Here is a 17,770-nt window from a genome sequence, read left to right as displayed (position 1 = left end):
CATGTTCGAAGCAGGACCTTGTTTCATGTTGTTCCCCCAAATGCGGCAGAAGCGCTATCGAATGGAAGATATCAGAAACAGAAAGAATTACGTCATCCGGCGATATAAGTCGGATTTACCCAAAAGAGCTTTCCTGGGCGCGTGTGACAGAAATTGTCACCAACTTCTTCTTGCTATTTTTGTTCCAGCGCTATTGCGTGACGAAAGATTCATACGGTGATTGATTTTTTGTCAGGTGTTCTCTTGTCGGCGGAAATCCAGCGGGCCCCCAATATGACCGCTGATTTCCCGCCTTTACTGAAGTAGCAACCGCAGGCTCGCTACCTGAGCTCAGTGGTTCTACTCGACTCTAAAGCCGGCCCGAACACCCGGCACCAGCAAAAGCAGGATGAATCCCGGCGGTGTCCCCGGAAGTGGGGACACCATGTAGCTTCGGGACGCGCCGGAAACTAACCGCGTCACAGTTGGAACATTTCATGTGGAACCCCAAACTGAAATTCTTCGAAGGCTGCCAGAAGACACAGGGGGCAAGGATGGAAACAGTACGAGCTGGGATTATCGATGACCACGAAGCTGTCCGGCTCGGGTTTGCGGCCTCGGCGACCCGTGAAGCCGAAAGCAAAACGCCCTATGTCCAGGTAATTGGTGGCGCCCCTACCGTTGATGCCTTTCTTAGTGCAGGACGAGACATTTGCGATGTTGTCGCCCTTGACCTATCCCTTGCTGACGGCTCCCAGCCGGGTGACAATGTTCCGAAACTGACGGCCGCCGGCTACAGAATCCTTGTCTTCACACTTGGGGACAACATCGGACAGATTCAGGACGCCATCGCGAACGGAGCTATGGGAGTGTCCCTGAAGTCCGAACCAATTTCCGAGACGTTTGCCAAGCTCCGGCGCATTGCGCTCGGCGAAACGATCGACAGCCAGGAGTTGGCTGCGGCCATTGAGATCGACACAGACTTCGTCGAAGCAAGCCTGTCGGACCGCGAACGCGAATGCATCGCCCTCTATGCCGCAGGCCTGGGCCAATATCAGGTGGCACGGCGCATGGGTATTGCCGAGAGCACCGTGAAGAAGAACATCGACCGTATCCGCGAAAAATATGAGGCCGCCGGGCGCCCTGCCACCACAAAGATCGACCTTTACAGGCGCGCCGTCGAAGACGGCATCCTCCCCCCTCTGCTTCCTTTGCGGAAGCGTTGACTCTCGTGCCCGCCCCCTCCCCAACTGGTATTTCGGCCAGAGACACCCACCGATTGATGGCCCGCGGCATCGCAGCCTTCGCGCTTCTGCTGCTGCTTCAGGCTGCCAGTTCCGTGACCAGCCAAACGCCGCAGGCTGCCACGTGGTGGAATAGCATGTTCCTGTGGCTGTTCCTCGCCCTGGTGGCGGCTTTCGCAGTCGCCTCCGTGCGGGGCCGTGGGCTGACGCCCATAGCTGGCACGCTCGCACTGCTGGTCCTTGCCGGTCTGGCACTTTGGCCCTTGGCCGTGCCGCAGTCTGTGCCGGAAAACTTCGGGACGCCCTGGCTGTGGTCCATGATCAATGTCGGCGCGGCGTGGTCTGCGTACGCTTTCGGAGCCCGCAAAGGGTGCCTCTACACGCTGATTATTGGCGGCGTGTTCAGCGCCGTAAGAACAACGCCACAGGGCGGATCCGGCGGGTGGCTGATTGCCCTCGAGGACGCTACATTCGCAACCGTGCTGGGGCTCATCATCTGCGTCGCGATCGGGATACTCCGCCGGGCAGCGGAGCGCGCAGATACAGCTGCGGACACAGCTATCGAGCATTACAGGGAAGCTGCGTCAGCCACTGCTCTCAGCAACGAGCGGCTACGCCTTGACGGCCTGCTACATGACAGTGTGATGACGGCGCTTCTAACGGCGGCCCACGCCGGATCTTCGGAGGAACGCTCGGCCAGCTCCAGGTTGGCGCAAAGCGCCCTAACTCGGCTCGACCAGCAAGCGACGGAAGCTTCAGAATCAACCCCTGCCGCGGTTGCCGAGATTGCTGCCCGGATCCGCTTTACTGTTGGGTCGGGTACGGCAGGTGCGATCGCGAGCGTCACTTGCGAGTCTCCGAAGCACCTGCTCCTGCCAGCCGACGTCGTGAGGGCTGTCCTCGAGGCGACAACGGAAGCTGTGCAGAATGCAGCTCGGCACTCCGGGGCTAACCGCTGCGACGTCAGCATCACCGGAAACCGTACTGACGGGCGCGCGAAACTGAGGGTTTCCATCAAAGACACCGGGTCCGGTTTTGATCCGGGCTCGGTTTCAGACCGTCGCCTCGGGATAAAGGTCTCAATTGTCGGGCGGATGGAAGCTGTTGGCGGCACAGCGAAAATCATCACCGCTCCCCGCGCCGGCACCGAGGTCCGGCTTGGCTGGGAAGGAGTGGAACCATGATTCGCGCCATATCCACCAAAGTCATGGCGGCCTTATGTGCCGCGTTCGTCGCCGTGCACATAGCACTGGGTTTGCTTTCTTTGGACATGGTGTCCGCGGTATGGCCCGTGCTGTTGGCCATGGCAATCTATCTCATTGCCGTCGTCGTCGTCCTCAGGCCCTGTTCGGGCCGGTTGCCCCTGCCTGCCACCGTCTTTGTGCTCATGGCAGTCACGGCACTCACCCTCCTCATCACCAGTGTCCTGCCCACGGACAGGTGGCCGGGGTATGCTTCGTGGCACCTTGCCGCGACATACACCGTGCTCGTGGCTATCAACATCCGTGGGCAAGTGCTGCTGTCATGGATCGGGGTACTGCTCTCCGTCGTTCTGAACACCCTATGGGCCTCGCAAACCACCATGGGATTCGTTGGCGGTCTAATGCTGAACATCGCCACGGTCGGGTGGGTAACCGTCAGTACAGGTATTGGGCATCTGCTGCGCACCAATGACCGCAAGGTAGGCCAATACCGGGCCGACGCCGAAGCTGCCGCCGACTGGTTCGCAGCCGAACAGGCTCTGCATGTGGCCCGAACAAATTGGCTGGAGCATGTCCGAACAGTCGCCGGTCCAGCCCTGGGCCAAATCGCGGATGCGAACCATGACATCACGGAAATCCACCGGATTGAGTTCCAACTCGCGGAGGCCCAGTTCCGTGATGAGATTCGCGGCCGTGTCCTGGCGACGGCAGAAGTGGTTGAAGCTGCCCGAAGGGCACGCCAACGCGGGGTCACGGTTCAACTCCTTGATGACCGGCGTCAAAACCTCACGCCACGAACGCTGGCCGCTGTCTCTGAACGCGTCGTCAGCATCCTTAACCAAGCTCGTACCGGCACCGTCACCGCCCGCGCCAGGCCGCAAGGCGGAGACCAGGCAGTCACTATCTATGCCGCCCCCGAGAACCCGGACGAGGCAACTTTCGTGGAGTTCACAGACAGGTCCCCCGAGCCCTAAGCCCGCCTGGGCGCCACAAAACACCGCACAGCCCAGCAGCGGTGGTGGTCCGCTTGCCGCTGCAATCCGGTGAGATGTCCCCTCTTCCGGGGACAACTGCTGCCAGGAGCGGACCGCTGCAGGCCAGATACCGTCTTGGCTCGCTAGGTTTATGACGACCGCGAACAAGACCTAGAACAAGGGGGAATGATGGGAAAAGTTCCAGAAGTCAAGATTGTGGAAGCTGTCAAAGGCCTAATTATTGCGGCAGGGCTCGCAACTAATGTCGCACAGGCAAACGTCAGCCAGGCAGCAGCAACGCTTGCCAAACAATACGGCGTATCGTCCAGCCGCGAAGTCGAAGCTGAAATCGCCCGCCATCTCCGTAACAAGGGATAGCTCCAGTAGCGCGAGCATTCACAGCTTTTCATCACGAAAGGAAGAGTCCGTGAAGACCGAATTAAGTTCGTATCCAGCAGGACTAACCTCGGCTGACATCGAGTACATTCTGCAAAATGACGCAGATGTAGTGTCGCTGGAGCGAATCGACGGCGCAAAATCGATGTGGAAGATGTCTGTTTCCGTTAACGGAGCGGAACCGGTTGAAATGATTGCCGACAATGGCATCAACGAGATCTACTTCCAAGTCCTGATCGCCATCGATACAGACCACATCTTCGAAGCCCTGACCGCAATCGCGCCCTACGCCGTCATGGGCATCTCCTTTGTTGGCGAAGGGGGCCTGTTCATGCGAGCTGCCTTCTACGTGGAGTTCTCCAATATGCACGCAATAACTAACACATACCGTGCAGCCGCACTAGCGTATGGGGCGTATGCGCAGGCAATCACGGCCTAGCTCCAGTAAAGCTGTTTGTAAAGAGGAAGGAGGAAAGCAATGTGCAACTGCAACTGTGCTTGGTGCCTTGAGGCCAAAAAGAATAACTTCTCAAACCACCGCTGCTCGCAACTCCCCAAGTGTCCAAAAACCAAGTGAGGTACAGCAAGCTGTCGGGGAGGCCCGGCCGATATCGCGGCCCAGTCTCCCCGGCCACTTGCGGAATCCTTCCGTTACCCAAGTCTTCTAAATCAATTGCTATCGCATGGGGGAAGCCCGAGTGGATATTTTTTCGGTTTTTTGTTTTTTGGTGATTGCCGGCGTCGTGGCAGCCAAGGTGATTCCCATGGTCAAGCGGCGGAACGCTGAGGCCGAGGCGCGACGAAAGAAGGAGGAATATGAAAATTCAATTCCCACTGCTTCTTTCTCCGTCGTCCACGATCCGCAGGAGATGTTGGGCGTAATCCTTCAGAACTTGGAAGTCGAAGACCTGCGCGAAAATGCTCCCCTGCTTGAGACGATCTACTTTAGCTCGGTAACCAGCGATTCATTGGTTATCACGGCCGGAAACAGGACCATAACGCACTGGAACATGACGATAACAGCCAAGCCGTCGAAATCCGGGGGGACCCAAGGTTTTATCACTTTGGACCGTGCGCGGAATAAGGTCCTTCGCTGGCAGAGCAACATAAATGACACATTTTTCAAGGTGCGATCAGTTGTCGCCGCCTCTGATGTGAACGGGACGTATGAAGGCGAGATGGGCTCTCCACTGGTCTCAAAGTAGCAGCGGGTACCTCAGAAGCGGGAACTGCATCCGTCCCTGTCTTGGAATTCTCTTAGCCGTTGCACCCGTAGCCTGGGTTCTCTTGATCCTCAAGATGAACCCGTACCTGAATCTGGCGCATCCCTGTCTGTTCCGCCAAGTCAGTGGGTACGCTTGCCCAGGCTGCGGTTTCACAAGGGCAACGCATAGCTTCATAACTGGCGACTGGGCCGGGATCGCCAGCATGAACGCCGGCTTTCCACTCTTTGGATGCCTCTGGCTGTGGTGCGTTTTGATGCTGCTGAGCAGGCAAGCGTTGCTCTCACACCGTATTGATGAAGCCATAACCGACGTCCTCATAGCCGCAATATTGGCATTCGGCGTCGTTCGAAATATCGCGATGTGGCCTTGGCCCCTACCCGGCTAAAGCCGGGGCTCCAGGACGAGCCCCGGCTTTCGGGTTTCCGTGGTCGAGCATCTGAAGCGGAGGATCCGGCCGCGAATTCCTGCGACCAGTGCGGAACAAGCCTGAGCCCCTACGCTGTTCCTTCCGGAGGTGCCTGTCTTAGATGTCAGCCAGCACCGACGCCGGGTTCTCAATCGCGTCGGCTACGAACCGCAGGAACCCGGCCGCTGTGCCGCCGTCGCACACGCGGTGATCGAACGTGAGCGTCAGTTCGGTGACCTTGCGGACCGCAAGTTCCCCGCCCACCACCCACGGCTTGTCAATGATCCGGCCAACTCCAAGGATTGCCACCTCGGGGTGGTTGATGATGGCTGCGGAACCGTCCACCCCGAAAACGCCGTAGTTGTTCAGCGTGAAAGTGCCACTCCCAGCTGCTCCGGCGTCGCCTTGCCCTCACGTACGACGACGGTGAGCCGGCGGATCTCCACGTCCAGTTCGCGGGCACTGAGTTTGTCCGCGTTGCGGATCGAGGGGACCATCAGCCCCCGGTCCGTCTGGGCCGCGAATTAGTTAGAACGACTCTCAGCTCGCTGCCGCGCAGTGCGCGACAACGTTCGCCATCGAAGCCTTCGCTGCGGAAGGCTGACCAGTAGCAACGCAGAAAACGGTCGGAAGGCAGCCACAAATCCGAAAGACGCAGCTTTGCCGTCGCTGGTCGCGGCGTTTCAGTGTCCCTTCGAAGGAAGATTGCCCCAGCCCTTGCCGAGCTACATAGGCCACTAGGAGAGGCTGACGCTACCTCCAGTGACCGGCTGAATGTGCCCGGCGGGTGATGGAATCAAGCCGATGCCAATGCCCAAGCACCCCGGCTTCCCGGCCGAGGGGAACAATCTGCCACTTATGTCCCCAAGTGGCGACCGCCGTTACGAGTGTCGGGGGCCGCTTCTTATCCTGTATTCGTCCGCAAATCCGCTCCGCAAGAGAATGTAGAGGGGCTTTGCGGCGGAAAGGGTTATGTGCGCCACTTCCTTAAGCTGACCGACTGGAGAGAGTCGCATTATCTCCGCTGGTATCTCCTCGGATAGGAACCAACGAGTGGGACGCCTTAGTGATTTTTCGACAGGGGTTGACGGAGTACCGGCGTGAACGCCGCCCTCAACGTGGCTTGTGAATTTAATGAGATCACGAACCGTAATGGGTCCAGCCGGGGTCACGCCGATTCTGTGCGTGAGCCATTTCCTTAGGTCGTACGAGCGAAGAGGCGTCTTGTCGTGTCCCGGCACGATAAACGCGCCCTGCATCCAGTAGGCCCAGTCCTTGCTGGCACTGTCTGGCCCATGAGGGTTCGTCTGCTTCAACTCGTGGGCGACGAAATTCATGGGCAACTTGAACTGACTGTTCGCCTGTTCCAAAAGTGGATGTCGGTCCATGAGCAATTTGCGCAGCAATGGCGCGCACCCCAAGAGCGTGTATCTGTCGTCTACCTCCTGCGCGGTACGTGCCTCAAGGTCCTCGAATGTATGGCAGAAGAGCCATTCGGATATGGCGATGTCGTCTGTGTTGTCGTAAGGCACATTTCCCCCAATTTTGATGGTCCCCAGTTGCACCATACGGATGAGCATAGGGGCCAATAAGACCGGTTAAGTTCCCTCGTCGCCCTACGTCGTTTACATGTCAGCGAGCACCGAAGCCGGGTTCTCAATCGCGTCGGCCACGAACCTCAGGAACCCGGCCGCTGTGCCGCCATCGCACACGCGGTGATCGAACGTGAGCGTCAGTTCGGTGACCTTGCGGACCGCGAGTTCCCCGTCCACCACCCACGGCTTGTCAATGATGCGCCCGACACCCAGGATCGCCACCTCGGGGTGGTTGATGATGGCTGCGGAACCGTCCACCCCGAAAACGCCGTAGTTGTTCAGCGTGAAAGTGCCGCTGCCCAGTTGCTCCGGCGTCGCCTTGCCCTCGCGGACGACGGCGGTGAGCCGGCGGATCTCCGCGTCCAGTTCGCGGGCACTGAGTTTGTCCGCGTTGCGGACCGAGGGGACCATCAGTCCGCGGTCCGTCTGCGCCGCGAAGCCCAGGTTGATTCCGGCGAAGCCAACTATCTCCTGGGCGCCGTCGGCTGCCGTTTCGATGCGGGTGTTCAGGTCCGGGAATCGTTTTAACCCGGCAGTGACAAAACGCGCGATGAACGCGAGGAGCCCCGGCGTATTGTGCGCATCAGACTTCTTGAGGCCTGCCCGGAGTTCCACCAGAGCCGTGGCATCCACGTCCACCCAGACGGTGGCCTCAGGGATCTCCGAGCGGCTGCGGGACATGTTGGCGGCCACGGCCTTCCGGACACCCTTGACAGGCGTCCGGGAGGAAATGCCCAGACCTGTGCGGGTGTCAACGCCGCCGTTGGTTGAGCCTGTCGAAACCTCAACCACCGGGCTCGCCTCAACCATCGGATGGATGACGGCTTCAACGTCCCGGCGCATGATCAGGCCGCTGTCCCCGGACCCGTGAATGTTGCCCAGGTCCACGCCGTGTTCCCGTGCCATGCGCCGGACGAGCGGTGAAATGACGGCGCCGAGCTTGCCGGGGACGCGGGTACGTAGGAGCGAGATGTCCACATCCGGGATTTCGACAGGCTCAATCACCGATGCGACGGGCGCAACCACCGTTCGGGGAGCCCTGGTTCGCCGGGCAGCGCCACTGCCGCCGGGAGTCCCGTACCCGATCAGCACGTTTCCGGACCCGGCTTTCTCCTCCTCGCGGTAGGCCTCAGCAGCAGCCGGCGCGGATGATGCCGCCCCGGGAGTGGCATCGGGCCTGTCGGAGCCGGACGGCATGCTGCTTGCAGCAATGCCGTCCGGCGAAGGGGCGGGGGCGGCATCATCCGCGCTGGCCACCCGAGCCCCCACCGGAAGCACGGAGATCAGCGGCTTGCCCACGTCCAGTGTCTGGCCGGGCTCGCCGTGGAGCACCGTGACAGTGCCGGCGTACGGGGACGGGACTTCCACCATGGACTTGGCCGTCTCCACTTCGGCGATGGGCTGGTCCACGCGGATCTCATCGCCCACGGACACGAGCCAGTTGACCAGTTCGGCTTCGGTCAGGCCTTCGCCGAGATCAGGGAGCAGGAATACTTTCGGTTCACTCATGGTCAGTTCTCCCACTGGAGGTCGTCTACGGCGTCGAGGATGCGGTCCACGCCGGGCAGGTAGTAGTGCTCGAGCTTCGGTGCGGGGTACGGGACGTCGAATCCCGTTACGCGGCGGATGGGCGCGGCGAGGTAATGGAAACAGCGTTCCTGTACGCGCGCCACGATCTCGGAGGATACGGACGCGAAGCCGTGCGCCTCAGCGATCACCACGGCCCGGCCGGTCTTCCGGACGGAGGCGCACACGGTCTCGTCGTCGAAGGGAACGATGGAGCGGACGTCGATGACTTCCAGCGAGCGCCCCTCCTCAGCGGCGGCAGCGGCCGCCGCCAGAGCGGTGGGCACGGACGGTCCGTAGGCGATGAGCGTGGCGTCGGTCCCGGGACGGGCGACGGCGGCCCGGCCTTCCGAGGAAGTCCCGGCTGCCGCGTTGGCGGCGTGCTGCGCCCCAAGGTCCTCAAGGTCCACCAGGTCCTTGGACCAGTAGAGCTTCTTGGGCTCCATAAACATAACGGGGTCGTCCGAATCGATGGCTTCGCGGAGCATCCGGTACGAGTCGGCCACGGTGGCGGGCGTGAACACCTTCAGGCCCGCGGTGTGGGCATAGTAGGACTCGGAGGAGTCGCAGTGGTGCTCCACTCCCCCGATCCCGCCGGCATAGGGAACCCGGATCACCATGGGCAGCTTTACCAAGCCTCGGGTTCGGTTGTGCATCTTGGCCACGTGGCTGACGATCTGCTGGAACGCCGGGTACGCGAACGCGTCGAACTGCATCTCCACCACCGGCCGCATCCCGTTCATGGCCATGCCCACAGCCATGCCCACAATGCCGGACTCGGCCAGCGGCGTATCGAAGCAGCGCTGCTCCCCAAAGGTCCTGGTGAGGCCGTCCGTGATGCGGAAAACCCCGCCCAGCAGGCCCACGTCCTCGCCGAAGACCAGGACGGACGGGTCCGCGTGCATGGCATCCGCCAGGGCCGTGTTGAGGGCCTTGGCCATGGTGACGGCCTGCGGTCCGGAAGCTTCAGCCACAGAAGCGGCGGAAGCCGCCGCCCGGGCAGTTGCTGCGCTGACGTTGCCGTTCGCCTCGGACGATGTGGTGATGGTCGGACTCATTTCGGCGACTCCTCAGACGACGCTTCGCGGGCAAGTTCATCGGCCAGCATGGCTGACTGTTCCTTCAGCTGCGGTGTGGGCACCGAGAACACGTGCCGGAAGAGTTCCTGGGGGTCCACCGGAACATCCTCACCCAGCCCCTCACGAAGTTGAGTGGCAACGTCCTCAGCGTGAGCAGCGATCCGCGCGGCGCCGTCGTCGTCCAGCAGTCCGCGCCCGGTGAGGTACGTCTTCATCCGGCTGATGGGATCCTTGGCCAACCACTCGGCCACCTCGCTGTCCTGCCGGTAGCGGGTGGCATCATCGGCGTTGGTGTGTGCCTGCATCCGGTACGTGTGCGCCTCCACCAGGAGCGGCCCGGAACCTTCCCGTGCGAGCTTCACCGCCCGGTCCAGCACGGCGAGGAGGGCCACCACGTCGTTGCCGTCCACCCGCTCGCCGGCCATGCCGTAGCCCACGGCCTTGTGGGCGAGCGACGGCGCCACGGACTGGTGCGCCAGCGGAACCGAGATGGCGTACTTGTTGTTCTGGACGAAGAAGACAACGGGCAGGTGGAAGACGGCGGCGAAGTTGAGGGCCTCATGGAAGTCGCCTTCGCTGGTGGCGCCGTCCCCGCACATGGCCAGGACTACTGTGTCCTCACCGCGGAGCTTTGCCGCGTGCGCAACACCCACGCCATGGAGCAGCTGGGTGGTGAGCGGCGTGCACTGGATGCCCACCTTGTGTCTGGCCGGATCGTAGCCGCTGTGCCAGTCGCCCCGGAAGATGGTCATGGTCTCCACGGGATCAACCCCCCGGGCCATGACCGCCACGGCGTCGCGGTAGGTGGGGAACAGCCAGTCGCCGTCGGAGAGGCAGAGTGCGGCTGCCACCTGGCAGGCTTCCTGGCCGTGGCTGGACGGGTACACAGCCATGCGGCCCTGGCGGACCAGCGCCGAGTTCTGGTCGTTGACGCGGCGGCCGACGACGAGTTGCTCGTAGGCAGCGAGCAGTTCCTCATCCGCGGGCAGGGGGTACTCGTGGCCGGGCTCTGTGCCCTGCTCGCCTTCTGCTTTGAGCTGCCCGTCCTGGTCCACCATCTGGATCTGGTGGCGGGCCGGCAGCATGTAGTCCTCCACCGTGATGCCGAACTTGCGCACCGCTTCCGATGCAGCATCTTCAGCCGGCAATCTTTGGGCCTGGTCCGGCGCAGTGTGGTCCGCGGAGATCGTCATTGGTCCGTCCTTCTGTAGCCACTAGTCACTCCCAGTATTGTCCTGAAGGAACTTTCGTATCCAGTACTTCGCCGAATCGTGGAAGGTTCGGCCGGATGGACCTAGTCTGGAAGACGAATTGGAATGTGATCTGGATAACGAGCGGGAGCGGTGGACGAATTGGCACGACTTGAAGGCGAGCCCGGCGAGGTGCCGCTGGACGACGTCGATCGCAGGATCATCGGCGAACTCACCCGGGACGGGAGGATGTCCGTGACCCAGGTCGCTGAGAATGTCCACATCTCCCGGGCCCACGCGTACACCCGCATCGCCAGGCTGACCGGCGAAGGTGTGCTGACCAAATTCACGGCCCTGGTGGACCCCATCAAGGCCGGGCTGAAGTCCTCCGCCTACGTGACGCTGAAGGTAAGCCAGCATTCATGGCGTGAGCTGCGCGAGCAGCTGCGCGCGATCCCGGAGGTCCACCACATCGCACTCGTGGGCGGCGATTTTGACGTGATCCTGCTGGTGCGCGCCATCGACAACACCGACCTGCGGCGCGTGATTTTCGATCAGCTTCAGGCGATGCCGGGCGTTCAGGACACGCAGACTTTTCTGGTGTTTGAGGATGTTGATACGCGTTAGTAGATGGTGTCCAGGAGGCATCGCCGCGTCCGCAGGAGGCAGCTCACTGAATCAGCGTGGCCCAGGACTCCAGGAACTTCTCTGCAAGATGCGCGTGCCCGGCGGTGTTCGGGTGCGCCCCGTCAAAGTCGAATCCCGGGCTGTTGGCACCCGTGAACCAGCCGGCCTCGTAGGCGTCGATGAACGGAGCACCGGCGGCTGCGGCCCCGGCGCGGACGGCGCTGTTCGCACCTTGCAGTTCCTCCGCTAACGGATGGGGGGCCGAGGGCCCAAGAACCACTACCTGGACGCCGGGCCACAACGTGCGGGCCGCCTCGATGGTCTGCGCCGTGGCGGTTTGGATTTCATCAGGGCTGGTGATCAGGGCGTCGTTCTGGCCGCCTTGCAGTATGAGGACGTTGGGGACGAAGGTCGGGTTCGCAGCGATTTCCTGCAACCGGACTTCGTATTCCTGGGCAAGGTTGTCCTGCTCGCCACCGCCCCACGCGAACCCGGTTCCGCCTACGCCGTCGATGTTGGTGGGGTATCCGAGTGCGTTGGCAACAACGTACGCCCACCCCTGGTCTGGCTGGTCCGCGCCGTCACCGGCAGTGTACGAATCGCCAAGAATCAGGAGGACGGGCTGGGCGGGGAGCTGGATTTTCAGCTGTTGGGCCGTTGCAGCGACTGTGGGTGCGGGTGTTGCCGTAGCAGTCGGCGTGGCCACCGGGGAGCTTGCCGTCACAGGGCTTACGGCTTCGCCCGGGCCGCGCGGATTCGTCAGGGCGATACCTGCCACCCCGAAGGCAACCACGGCCAGCAGAAAGAGCGCACCGTACTTGAACCATTCCTGCTTGGTCACGTTAAGTCCCCACCGTTTCTCGTCACCCGGCACATCATACCGGCGTCGTCGCGGTGCCAAGGAGCCTAGGTCCGTCCGGCGAGTTCCAATTCCCGAACGGGCTCCGGGACGGGACGGACGACGTCGGGCTCCAACCTTCAGGAGGCCCAGCGGCGGATGGGCCGCTCCACAAAGCGGAAGGACCCATACGCCATCAGCACGGACAGGGCTGCCGTCAGTGGTACGCGGACGGCGAGCGATGGGACGAGGGGAATCAGCAGGATAAAGACCGGCAGGTGCCAGAGGTACATTCCGTAGGACAGGTCCCGGCCGGGGCGGGACAGCCAGCGGTGGCCCAGGATCTTGGAGATGAGGCCGTCCGGCAGCAGGACAAGCCAGCCGATGACCAGCCCGGCCAGCAGTGCCAAGGCAGTGGGGCCGACGGTCCAGAAGACGTCGAACCAGGCTCCGGGTGTGGTGGGCTCCTTGAGCAGGAACACGGCGAGCAGCAGGGCGAGCCCCGCGAACGGGCCGCCGCGGCGCACACCGGTCTGCAGCGAGACATGGAGCCGCGAGCCCGGGCTGATGGAGCAGAACACGAGTGCCACGGCGCACCCCAGCAGCAACTCGTCAGCCCGTGTATCCGGCCCGTTGTACAGCCGTGCCAGTGATGCCCCGCCGGAGACCAGGAAGAACCGTGAAACCAGGAGCACGGGCCGGACCAGTTGAGGAACCGAAGGCGTTCGGCACATTCATAACATTAACGGTCGCGCAATACGACAATTTCCTAAATTGGGATTTGGGTCTGGTTCAGGAGACGAATGATCCAAGCTATGTCCCAGTGTTCTGCGTCTCGGGCGCCCACCACGGGACCACCAGCCTTCGGAGCAACACCATGGCTTAGGCGACCGGGCCGGACAACAGATATCGGAAGATCCGGAGCGACCGGAGCGCCGACGTAAACTACCAGGTCCGAAGGATCATCGTCGCCATGAGGTGACCGAAAGACTGATTCCGCGAATATCTGCAGGAGCTGGATCGCACGAGACTTGCTCAGGCCGAGCAGCTCTCGCTGGCCTGTCGCGCGAACAACTTCGACAATGCAGTCCTCACCATCCGGATACAGGTAGATTGCTCCACCGGCAATTTCTGCAACGTCTTCAGCCGTGCCGACAAATGCGGTCACCCCAGGCGAGGAAAACACCGGCCTGAGGCCTCGGATCAACCGCGAGTCGATCGCGATGCGACCGCTGTCCACGTCGGCGAGTCCGCGGGAAATGAGGGAGCGGGTACCGTCCAACACGAATTCCTGGAGAAGTTCCTGGTTTCCGTAATCCAGGCCAATTACCGCGGCGGGCCAGATTTTCCCGGAGTGCGCAGCGAGCGCAACAACCTCGGGGCCGCTCAGTTCAAGTCTCATCGGCTAAACAACCCTAATTTTGCGGGCCAAACATCCATAACGAGATTTGGGAGGAAATTCATTTCTGCTTCTACTACAGCATCTAAGGCATCCCACGGGTTTTGGGTAGCGTAGTCCACTACTTGAAGTCTTGCTTCCTCGGACCAATCGGCCTTGCTGGCTTCGTTGACCACATCAGTCCACACGGAAATGTTCGCGCCGACAAGGTAACCGACGGGACCGAAGTTCTTTATCGTGTCGCCGGCGGTCTTGGTGAGGACACTGGCCGCATCGCCCCACTCGCCGTGGCTGACCGCATCGACCAGATCGGCGGCGTCCACCACATATCCGGCCTTCTCAAGGAAACCACCGCCTATGATTTTCCCGACCATTACCGCCTCATCGGAAATGGTGAGGCCGCCAAGCTTTAGCTGCCTCAAATCGTGGTACATCTCTATCACGGCCCGCTCATCAATCGCGCCACCTTGGCTATCGCCGGGCGCACCGGACGCGGTCATCGACGTCTGGCTACCACCAGGAACAGAACCATGTGAGGATGCGCCGTTTGCTGCGCTGGCTTCTTGCTGTTCCTCGGCATTCCGAGCCAGCGCTGATGCTCCTTCAGTGAGAGCTTCGGCAGAACGCGTCACCGCGAGCCTGTCGCGTTCGTTCCAGTTGGAGCGGAAACGTTCGGCGTCAGGCCCCCGCCAAGCATCCGTGGAGTTGATGTAATGGTCCAAAGTTCTGATGACATTCAGCAAGTTGGAACCAGACGTTTCGAACTTCTTCGCCAAGGACCGAAGCTGTTCAACGTCAGCCCCATACATTCCAGCAGCCAAAACAATCCTCCTAAATTCGATTCAGGCCTCATTTGTTGTCCGGCCACTATGCGAGAGGACAACAAATGAAAAGAGACACAATTAGCGGGAGGCGTTTCCTACTCCATGGCGTTCTGCTGGGCCTTTTGTGAAGCACTATCACGTAGCTGCATCGTAGTATGCAGATCTATCTAAGACCCACCGCCTCGGCAACAATCTATCCGCATCTGTCACACGGTGTATCAGAAGGCCGACGACGGCGGCCAGTTAATTGCGACTGTGTGGTGCGCTGAGCACTCGGGTGAAGCCGCCTGAGCTTGGGCACGCACAAAAGCAGGGGGAAGGAACCTTGGGTTCGGCCTTACTTCCCGGATACCCCGGCAAGCTCCAGCTTCCGGGCGGGCTCCGGGACGGGACGGAGGACGGCGGGTTCCAGCCTTCCGGAGGCCCAGCGGCGGATGGGCCGCTCCACAAAGCGGAACGATCCGTAAGCCATCAGCACGGTCAGGGCTGCCGTCAGCGGTACGCGGACGGCCAGTGACGGGACCAGCGGAATCAGCAGGATATAGACCGGCAAGTGCCAGAGGTACATGCCATAGGACAGGTCCCGGCCCGGGCGGGAAAGCCAGCGGTGGCCCAGGATCTTTGAGACGAGGCCTTCTGGCAGCAGGACAAGCCACCCGATGGCCAGCCCGGCCAGTAGTGCCAAGGCAGTCGGGCCGACCGTCCAGAAGATATCAAACCAGGCCCCGGGCGTGGTCGGCTCTTTGAACGTGAACACGGCCAGCACGAGGGCGAGCCCCGCGAACGGACCGAACCGGCGCACACCGGTCTGCAGGGAAACTTGGAGCCGGGAGCCCGGGCTGATGGACGACAACACCAGAGCCACGGCGCACCCCAACAGCAACTCGTCAGCCCGTGTATCCGGCCCGTTGTAAATCCGGGCCAGCGATGCCCCTCCGGAGACCAGGAAGAACCGTGAAACCAGGAACCCCGCCGCCAGAACCGCGGTGATCCAGGCGACCGTACGGACCTTCCAGAACCGCAGCATAACCAGAAGGAGCACTGGCCAGACCAGGTAGAACTGCTCCTCGACGGCGAGCGTCCAGGCTGGGCTCAGCGCACCGCCGCCGGTCGAGGAACCGAAGGCTCCGAAGTTGGACAGGTTCATCACGTAGCCAGCGGCCGGAATGGCATCGGCTGCCTGGCCGCCCCACCCCGACGTTGGAAAGATCAGGCCGACCATAACCACCACAGCACAAAGAACCAGCAGCGCAGGCCAGAGCCGGGCAAGCCGTTTGGCGTAGAAAACTCCAACGCGCAACCGGCCCGTGGAACGGTACTCCTTCATGATCAGGAGCGTGATGACAAAACCACTGAGCGTGAAGAAGACGTCCACGCCAATGGATCCACCGGGGGCGAACCCGGTGACGGTGTGGAAGAGAAAAACGCCGGCCACCGCGATGGTGCGCAGGCCATCGAGCGCGTGCTGCCGCCCGGACAGCAGTCCGGATGCCGGCGCCACCAGGCGTTCCTTCATGTTCGGGATTCCGCTACTTGACCAAGAATTCACCCATCGAGCATAGGTAAGGTTCCATATGCCGAGCTGACTGAAGGCTGGGCGTCAGCTGGATGCGGTGAATCAAAACCTCTACCAAGAGGACGACGGCGGCGGGCCGCTGACTGCGCCCGCCCAATGGTATGGGATCTCAGCGCCGAATAGCGGAGACGCACGCGCCCTGGTTCGCGAAGCCGAATTTCACGTATCCGCCCTTTCGCAGTCCTTCTTGAATGTGGGGTGGACCGCCGGAAGTGCAGGGTTGGGTGACTCCGTGGCGTCTTGGGCGGACTGGCAGCCGGGATCGGCAGGATAATCCGTCATGCCGTCGGCGTCGTTGTCCGTTCCATCCGAGCACTGCGCCAGAGACACACCGGGGCCTACCGTCACAAGAATGTCACCGCTGGCCAAAGGGTGATTCGACCTCGTAACGCCAGTTGGAGCCGGTAATCAGCACACTAATGGCGGCATTGGCGCCGCCAGGACCGCCGTCCGCTACCGTCAGGGACATAGCCGAGCCAACGGGAAGGCTGGCGAAGTCGACGTGGTCACCGTCATGCCCATTATCGCCACGGCCCCTTACACGTCGAGGCAGGAGACGGCACTTTCGTAGGCGTGGGTGGACGAAAGGCAAGTGATTGATACCAGTCCGGTGGCCGTTTCCCGGTGGAACCTTGGGCCGAAAATGCCAGCTGGGCGTCGGAACCATCCGGACAGTGGGACCAAGCCACGATGACGGCCGAACCGGAAACGGCGTCTCCCGCCGTCGCCGACGCCGTGGTCGGCACAGCCAGCATTGTCCCGAATATCAGGGGCCGCAATAAGTATGAATCTGGTGCGCACGGCAATTCTCCCTAGGGTTCGAGTGAAAGAACACGATCGATTACTTTCAGGCTCCCCAGGATTTATCTACTTCGAGCCCAGAGTGGCACCCTACGCCCGGCCGGAGTGGCGGTCAACAAGCAACAATGGTGGCGCCGCCGGGGCAGCCGGTCATGGCCGCCGCGCTCGTTTACATGCAGGAAACTCGATCCCCCTACAATGCTCGATATGGGGACAAAACAACACAAAACCTTCTGCCCGTCGTGCGGCAAAACAACCAATCACGTAACGCGCTACCAAAAGGACGACGGCGGCGGGCCGCTGATCGCGACCGTCCGGTGTGCTGAGCACACGGAGTCCGTGGCAGCCCAATAGCCAACCGCAGCAACCTGAAGGCGGAGCGCCGTATCCGCCGGTCGAGGCCGAGATCACCTCGGAACGTGGGCCCATTCGATGACTCGATTTCGTAAAACAACTTGATTGAATGTCTGGACAGGCCGCAAGCGGGAGGACTAGGCCGAGCATCGCCAGCTCCGGATTCGGCAGCACATTCCGCTTCGCAATTTAGCTAAAGCGCGGCAAAGTCTCCTTATTCTTTTGCAGTTCTTGGAGTCAAGATGATTATCTCCCCCAGGATATTTGGCCCTCGCCGCTACCCGTCTCCTGGCTGGCTCCAAATGCAGACCAGGTCGAGCTCCGTATCCCGGCCACCGCCAGTCGCAAAGGCCTCGACAGCACCCCGGTCAACGAACCGCTTTGGAGCCCGCCACCGGTTTCCTTCACCTCCTAAGTCTTTCGGGTCGGTCTACCGCGCCCACCAATAAACGCACCGGCACGTCGACGCTGACGTAAGAGACAAGGAGCGAAAG

At 61.5% G+C, this 17,770-nt stretch carries 17 protein-coding genes and 1 pseudogene; 8 read left to right on the top strand and 10 right to left on the bottom strand.

Annotated features, from left to right (window positions below):
- The first annotated feature begins 476 nt into the window (after positions 1–476).
- The 7 genes from AU252_RS15645 to AU252_RS25040 all read left to right on the top strand — a co-directional run bounded on the left by AU252_RS15645 (position 477) and on the right by AU252_RS25040 (position 5,406).
- On the top strand, positions 477–1,205 hold the full coding sequence (locus tag AU252_RS15645; protein ID WP_058931523.1) for a LuxR C-terminal-related transcriptional regulator: 729 nt from the start codon (positions 477–479) through the stop codon (positions 1,203–1,205).
- A 56-nt stretch (positions 1,206–1,261) separates the two neighbouring features.
- Positions 1,262–2,407, top strand: a complete 1,146-nt coding sequence (locus tag AU252_RS15640) for a sensor histidine kinase (RefSeq protein ID WP_058931522.1) — start codon at positions 1,262–1,264, stop codon at positions 2,405–2,407.
- Entirely contained in the window at positions 2,404–3,399 is a 996-nt protein-coding gene (locus AU252_RS15635; RefSeq protein ID WP_058931521.1) for a hypothetical protein, read from the top strand. Before AU252_RS15640 ends, AU252_RS15635 begins: the two co-directional genes overlap by 4 nt.
- 186 nt (positions 3,400–3,585) lie before the next feature.
- Complete coding sequence (locus tag AU252_RS15630; protein ID WP_058931520.1) at positions 3,586–3,777, top strand: hypothetical protein; 192 nt, start codon at positions 3,586–3,588, stop codon at positions 3,775–3,777.
- A gap of 49 nt (positions 3,778–3,826) precedes the next feature.
- Positions 3,827–4,234, top strand: a complete 408-nt coding sequence (locus AU252_RS15625) for a hypothetical protein (RefSeq protein WP_058931519.1) — start codon at positions 3,827–3,829, stop codon at positions 4,232–4,234.
- 259 nt (positions 4,235–4,493) lie between these two features.
- A complete protein-coding gene (locus AU252_RS15620) occupies positions 4,494–5,000 on the top strand; it encodes a hypothetical protein (protein WP_157768999.1) in 507 nt (168 codons plus the stop codon).
- Entirely contained in the window at positions 4,963–5,406 is a 444-nt protein-coding gene (locus tag AU252_RS25040) for a DUF2752 domain-containing protein (protein WP_083510436.1), read from the top strand. Before AU252_RS15620 ends, AU252_RS25040 begins: the two co-directional genes overlap by 38 nt.
- Positions 5,407–5,544: 138 nt before the next feature.
- Here AU252_RS25040 and AU252_RS23340 read toward each other — a convergent pair.
- The 5 genes and pseudogenes from AU252_RS23340 to AU252_RS15590 form a co-directional block, all read right to left on the bottom strand.
- Positions 5,545–5,951: pseudogene (locus tag AU252_RS23340) on the bottom strand (2-oxo acid dehydrogenase subunit E2); the annotation flags it as partial.
- A 357-nt stretch (positions 5,952–6,308) separates the two neighbouring features.
- Positions 6,309–6,995, bottom strand: a complete 687-nt coding sequence (locus AU252_RS15605) for a hypothetical protein (RefSeq protein ID WP_157768998.1) — start codon at positions 6,993–6,995, stop codon at positions 6,309–6,311.
- A 57-nt stretch (positions 6,996–7,052) separates the two neighbouring features.
- The gene (locus tag AU252_RS15600; RefSeq protein ID WP_058931514.1) at positions 7,053–8,531 is read right to left on the bottom strand and encodes a dihydrolipoamide acetyltransferase family protein; all 1,479 of its coding nucleotides are present in this window, start codon (positions 8,529–8,531) and stop codon (positions 7,053–7,055) included.
- Positions 8,532–8,533: 2 nt separating this feature from the next.
- On the bottom strand, positions 8,534–9,646 hold the full coding sequence (locus tag AU252_RS15595; protein WP_058931513.1) for an alpha-ketoacid dehydrogenase subunit beta: 1,113 nt from the start codon (positions 9,644–9,646) through the stop codon (positions 8,534–8,536).
- A complete protein-coding gene (locus AU252_RS15590; RefSeq protein ID WP_058931512.1) occupies positions 9,643–10,860 on the bottom strand; it encodes a thiamine pyrophosphate-dependent dehydrogenase E1 component subunit alpha in 1,218 nt (405 codons plus the stop codon). The genes AU252_RS15595 and AU252_RS15590 overlap by 4 nt, the downstream gene beginning before the upstream one ends.
- 159 nt (positions 10,861–11,019) lie before the next feature.
- On the opposite strand from AU252_RS15590, the gene AU252_RS15585 reads away from it, so the two are divergent.
- Positions 11,020–11,484 carry an Lrp/AsnC family transcriptional regulator gene (locus AU252_RS15585; protein WP_058932990.1) on the top strand — a complete coding sequence of 155 codons (465 nt, stop codon included), beginning with the start codon at positions 11,020–11,022 and terminating at the stop codon, positions 11,482–11,484.
- A gap of 43 nt (positions 11,485–11,527) precedes the next feature.
- Here the strand turns inward: AU252_RS15585 and AU252_RS15580 are convergent, their stop codons facing one another.
- From AU252_RS15580 to AU252_RS15560, 5 genes are all read right to left on the bottom strand, one after another.
- Positions 11,528–12,325 carry an SGNH/GDSL hydrolase family protein gene (locus tag AU252_RS15580; protein ID WP_083510435.1) on the bottom strand — a complete coding sequence of 266 codons (798 nt, stop codon included), beginning with the start codon at positions 12,323–12,325 and terminating at the stop codon, positions 11,528–11,530.
- A gap of 137 nt (positions 12,326–12,462) precedes the next feature.
- Entirely contained in the window at positions 12,463–13,017 is a 555-nt protein-coding gene (locus AU252_RS15575; RefSeq protein ID WP_157768997.1) for an acyltransferase family protein, read from the bottom strand.
- Between the two features lie 74 nt (positions 13,018–13,091).
- Positions 13,092–13,724, bottom strand: coding sequence for a hypothetical protein (locus AU252_RS15570; RefSeq protein ID WP_058931509.1), 633 nt, complete (start codon positions 13,722–13,724; stop codon positions 13,092–13,094).
- Positions 13,721–14,497 (bottom strand): WXG100 family type VII secretion target, encoded by a 777-nt coding sequence (locus AU252_RS15565; protein WP_157768996.1) that lies wholly within the window; start codon positions 14,495–14,497, stop codon positions 13,721–13,723. The genes AU252_RS15570 and AU252_RS15565 overlap by 4 nt, the downstream gene beginning before the upstream one ends.
- Before the next feature lie 385 nt (positions 14,498–14,882).
- Positions 14,883–16,061 (bottom strand): acyltransferase family protein, encoded by a 1,179-nt coding sequence (locus AU252_RS15560; protein WP_058931507.1) that lies wholly within the window; start codon positions 16,059–16,061, stop codon positions 14,883–14,885.
- Between the last annotated feature and the right edge of the window lie 1,709 nt (positions 16,062–17,770).

The organism is Pseudarthrobacter sulfonivorans, from assembly GCF_001484605.1.
Classification (GTDB): domain Bacteria; phylum Actinomycetota; class Actinomycetes; order Actinomycetales; family Micrococcaceae; genus Arthrobacter; species Arthrobacter sulfonivorans_A.
Note: the sequence above shows the minus strand (reverse complement) of the source record. Positions and strands in the feature narration are given on the sequence as shown.

Coding starts and splice junctions, on each gene's coding strand:
- AU252_RS15560 (WP_058931507.1), bottom strand. CDS start 16,061: ATGAAGGAACGCCTGGTGGCGCCGGCATCCGGACTGCTGTCCGGGCGG.
- AU252_RS15605 (WP_157768998.1), bottom strand. CDS start 6,995: ATGGTGCAACTGGGGACCATCAAAATTGGGGGAAATGTGCCTTACGAC.
- AU252_RS15595 (WP_058931513.1), bottom strand. CDS start 9,646: ATGAGTCCGACCATCACCACATCGTCCGAGGCGAACGGCAACGTCAGC.
- AU252_RS15640 (WP_058931522.1), top strand. CDS start 1,262: ATGGCCCGCGGCATCGCAGCCTTCGCGCTTCTGCTGCTGCTTCAGGCT.
- AU252_RS15635 (WP_058931521.1), top strand. CDS start 2,404: ATGATTCGCGCCATATCCACCAAAGTCATGGCGGCCTTATGTGCCGCG.
- AU252_RS15630 (WP_058931520.1), top strand. CDS start 3,586: ATGATGGGAAAAGTTCCAGAAGTCAAGATTGTGGAAGCTGTCAAAGGC.
- AU252_RS15645 (WP_058931523.1), top strand. CDS start 477: ATGTGGAACCCCAAACTGAAATTCTTCGAAGGCTGCCAGAAGACACAG.
- AU252_RS25040 (WP_083510436.1), top strand. CDS start 4,963: ATGAAGGCGAGATGGGCTCTCCACTGGTCTCAAAGTAGCAGCGGGTAC.
- AU252_RS15590 (WP_058931512.1), bottom strand. CDS start 10,860: ATGACGATCTCCGCGGACCACACTGCGCCGGACCAGGCCCAAAGATTG.
- AU252_RS15570 (WP_058931509.1), bottom strand. CDS start 13,724: ATGAGACTTGAACTGAGCGGCCCCGAGGTTGTTGCGCTCGCTGCGCAC.
- AU252_RS15600 (WP_058931514.1), bottom strand. CDS start 8,531: ATGAGTGAACCGAAAGTATTCCTGCTCCCTGATCTCGGCGAAGGCCTG.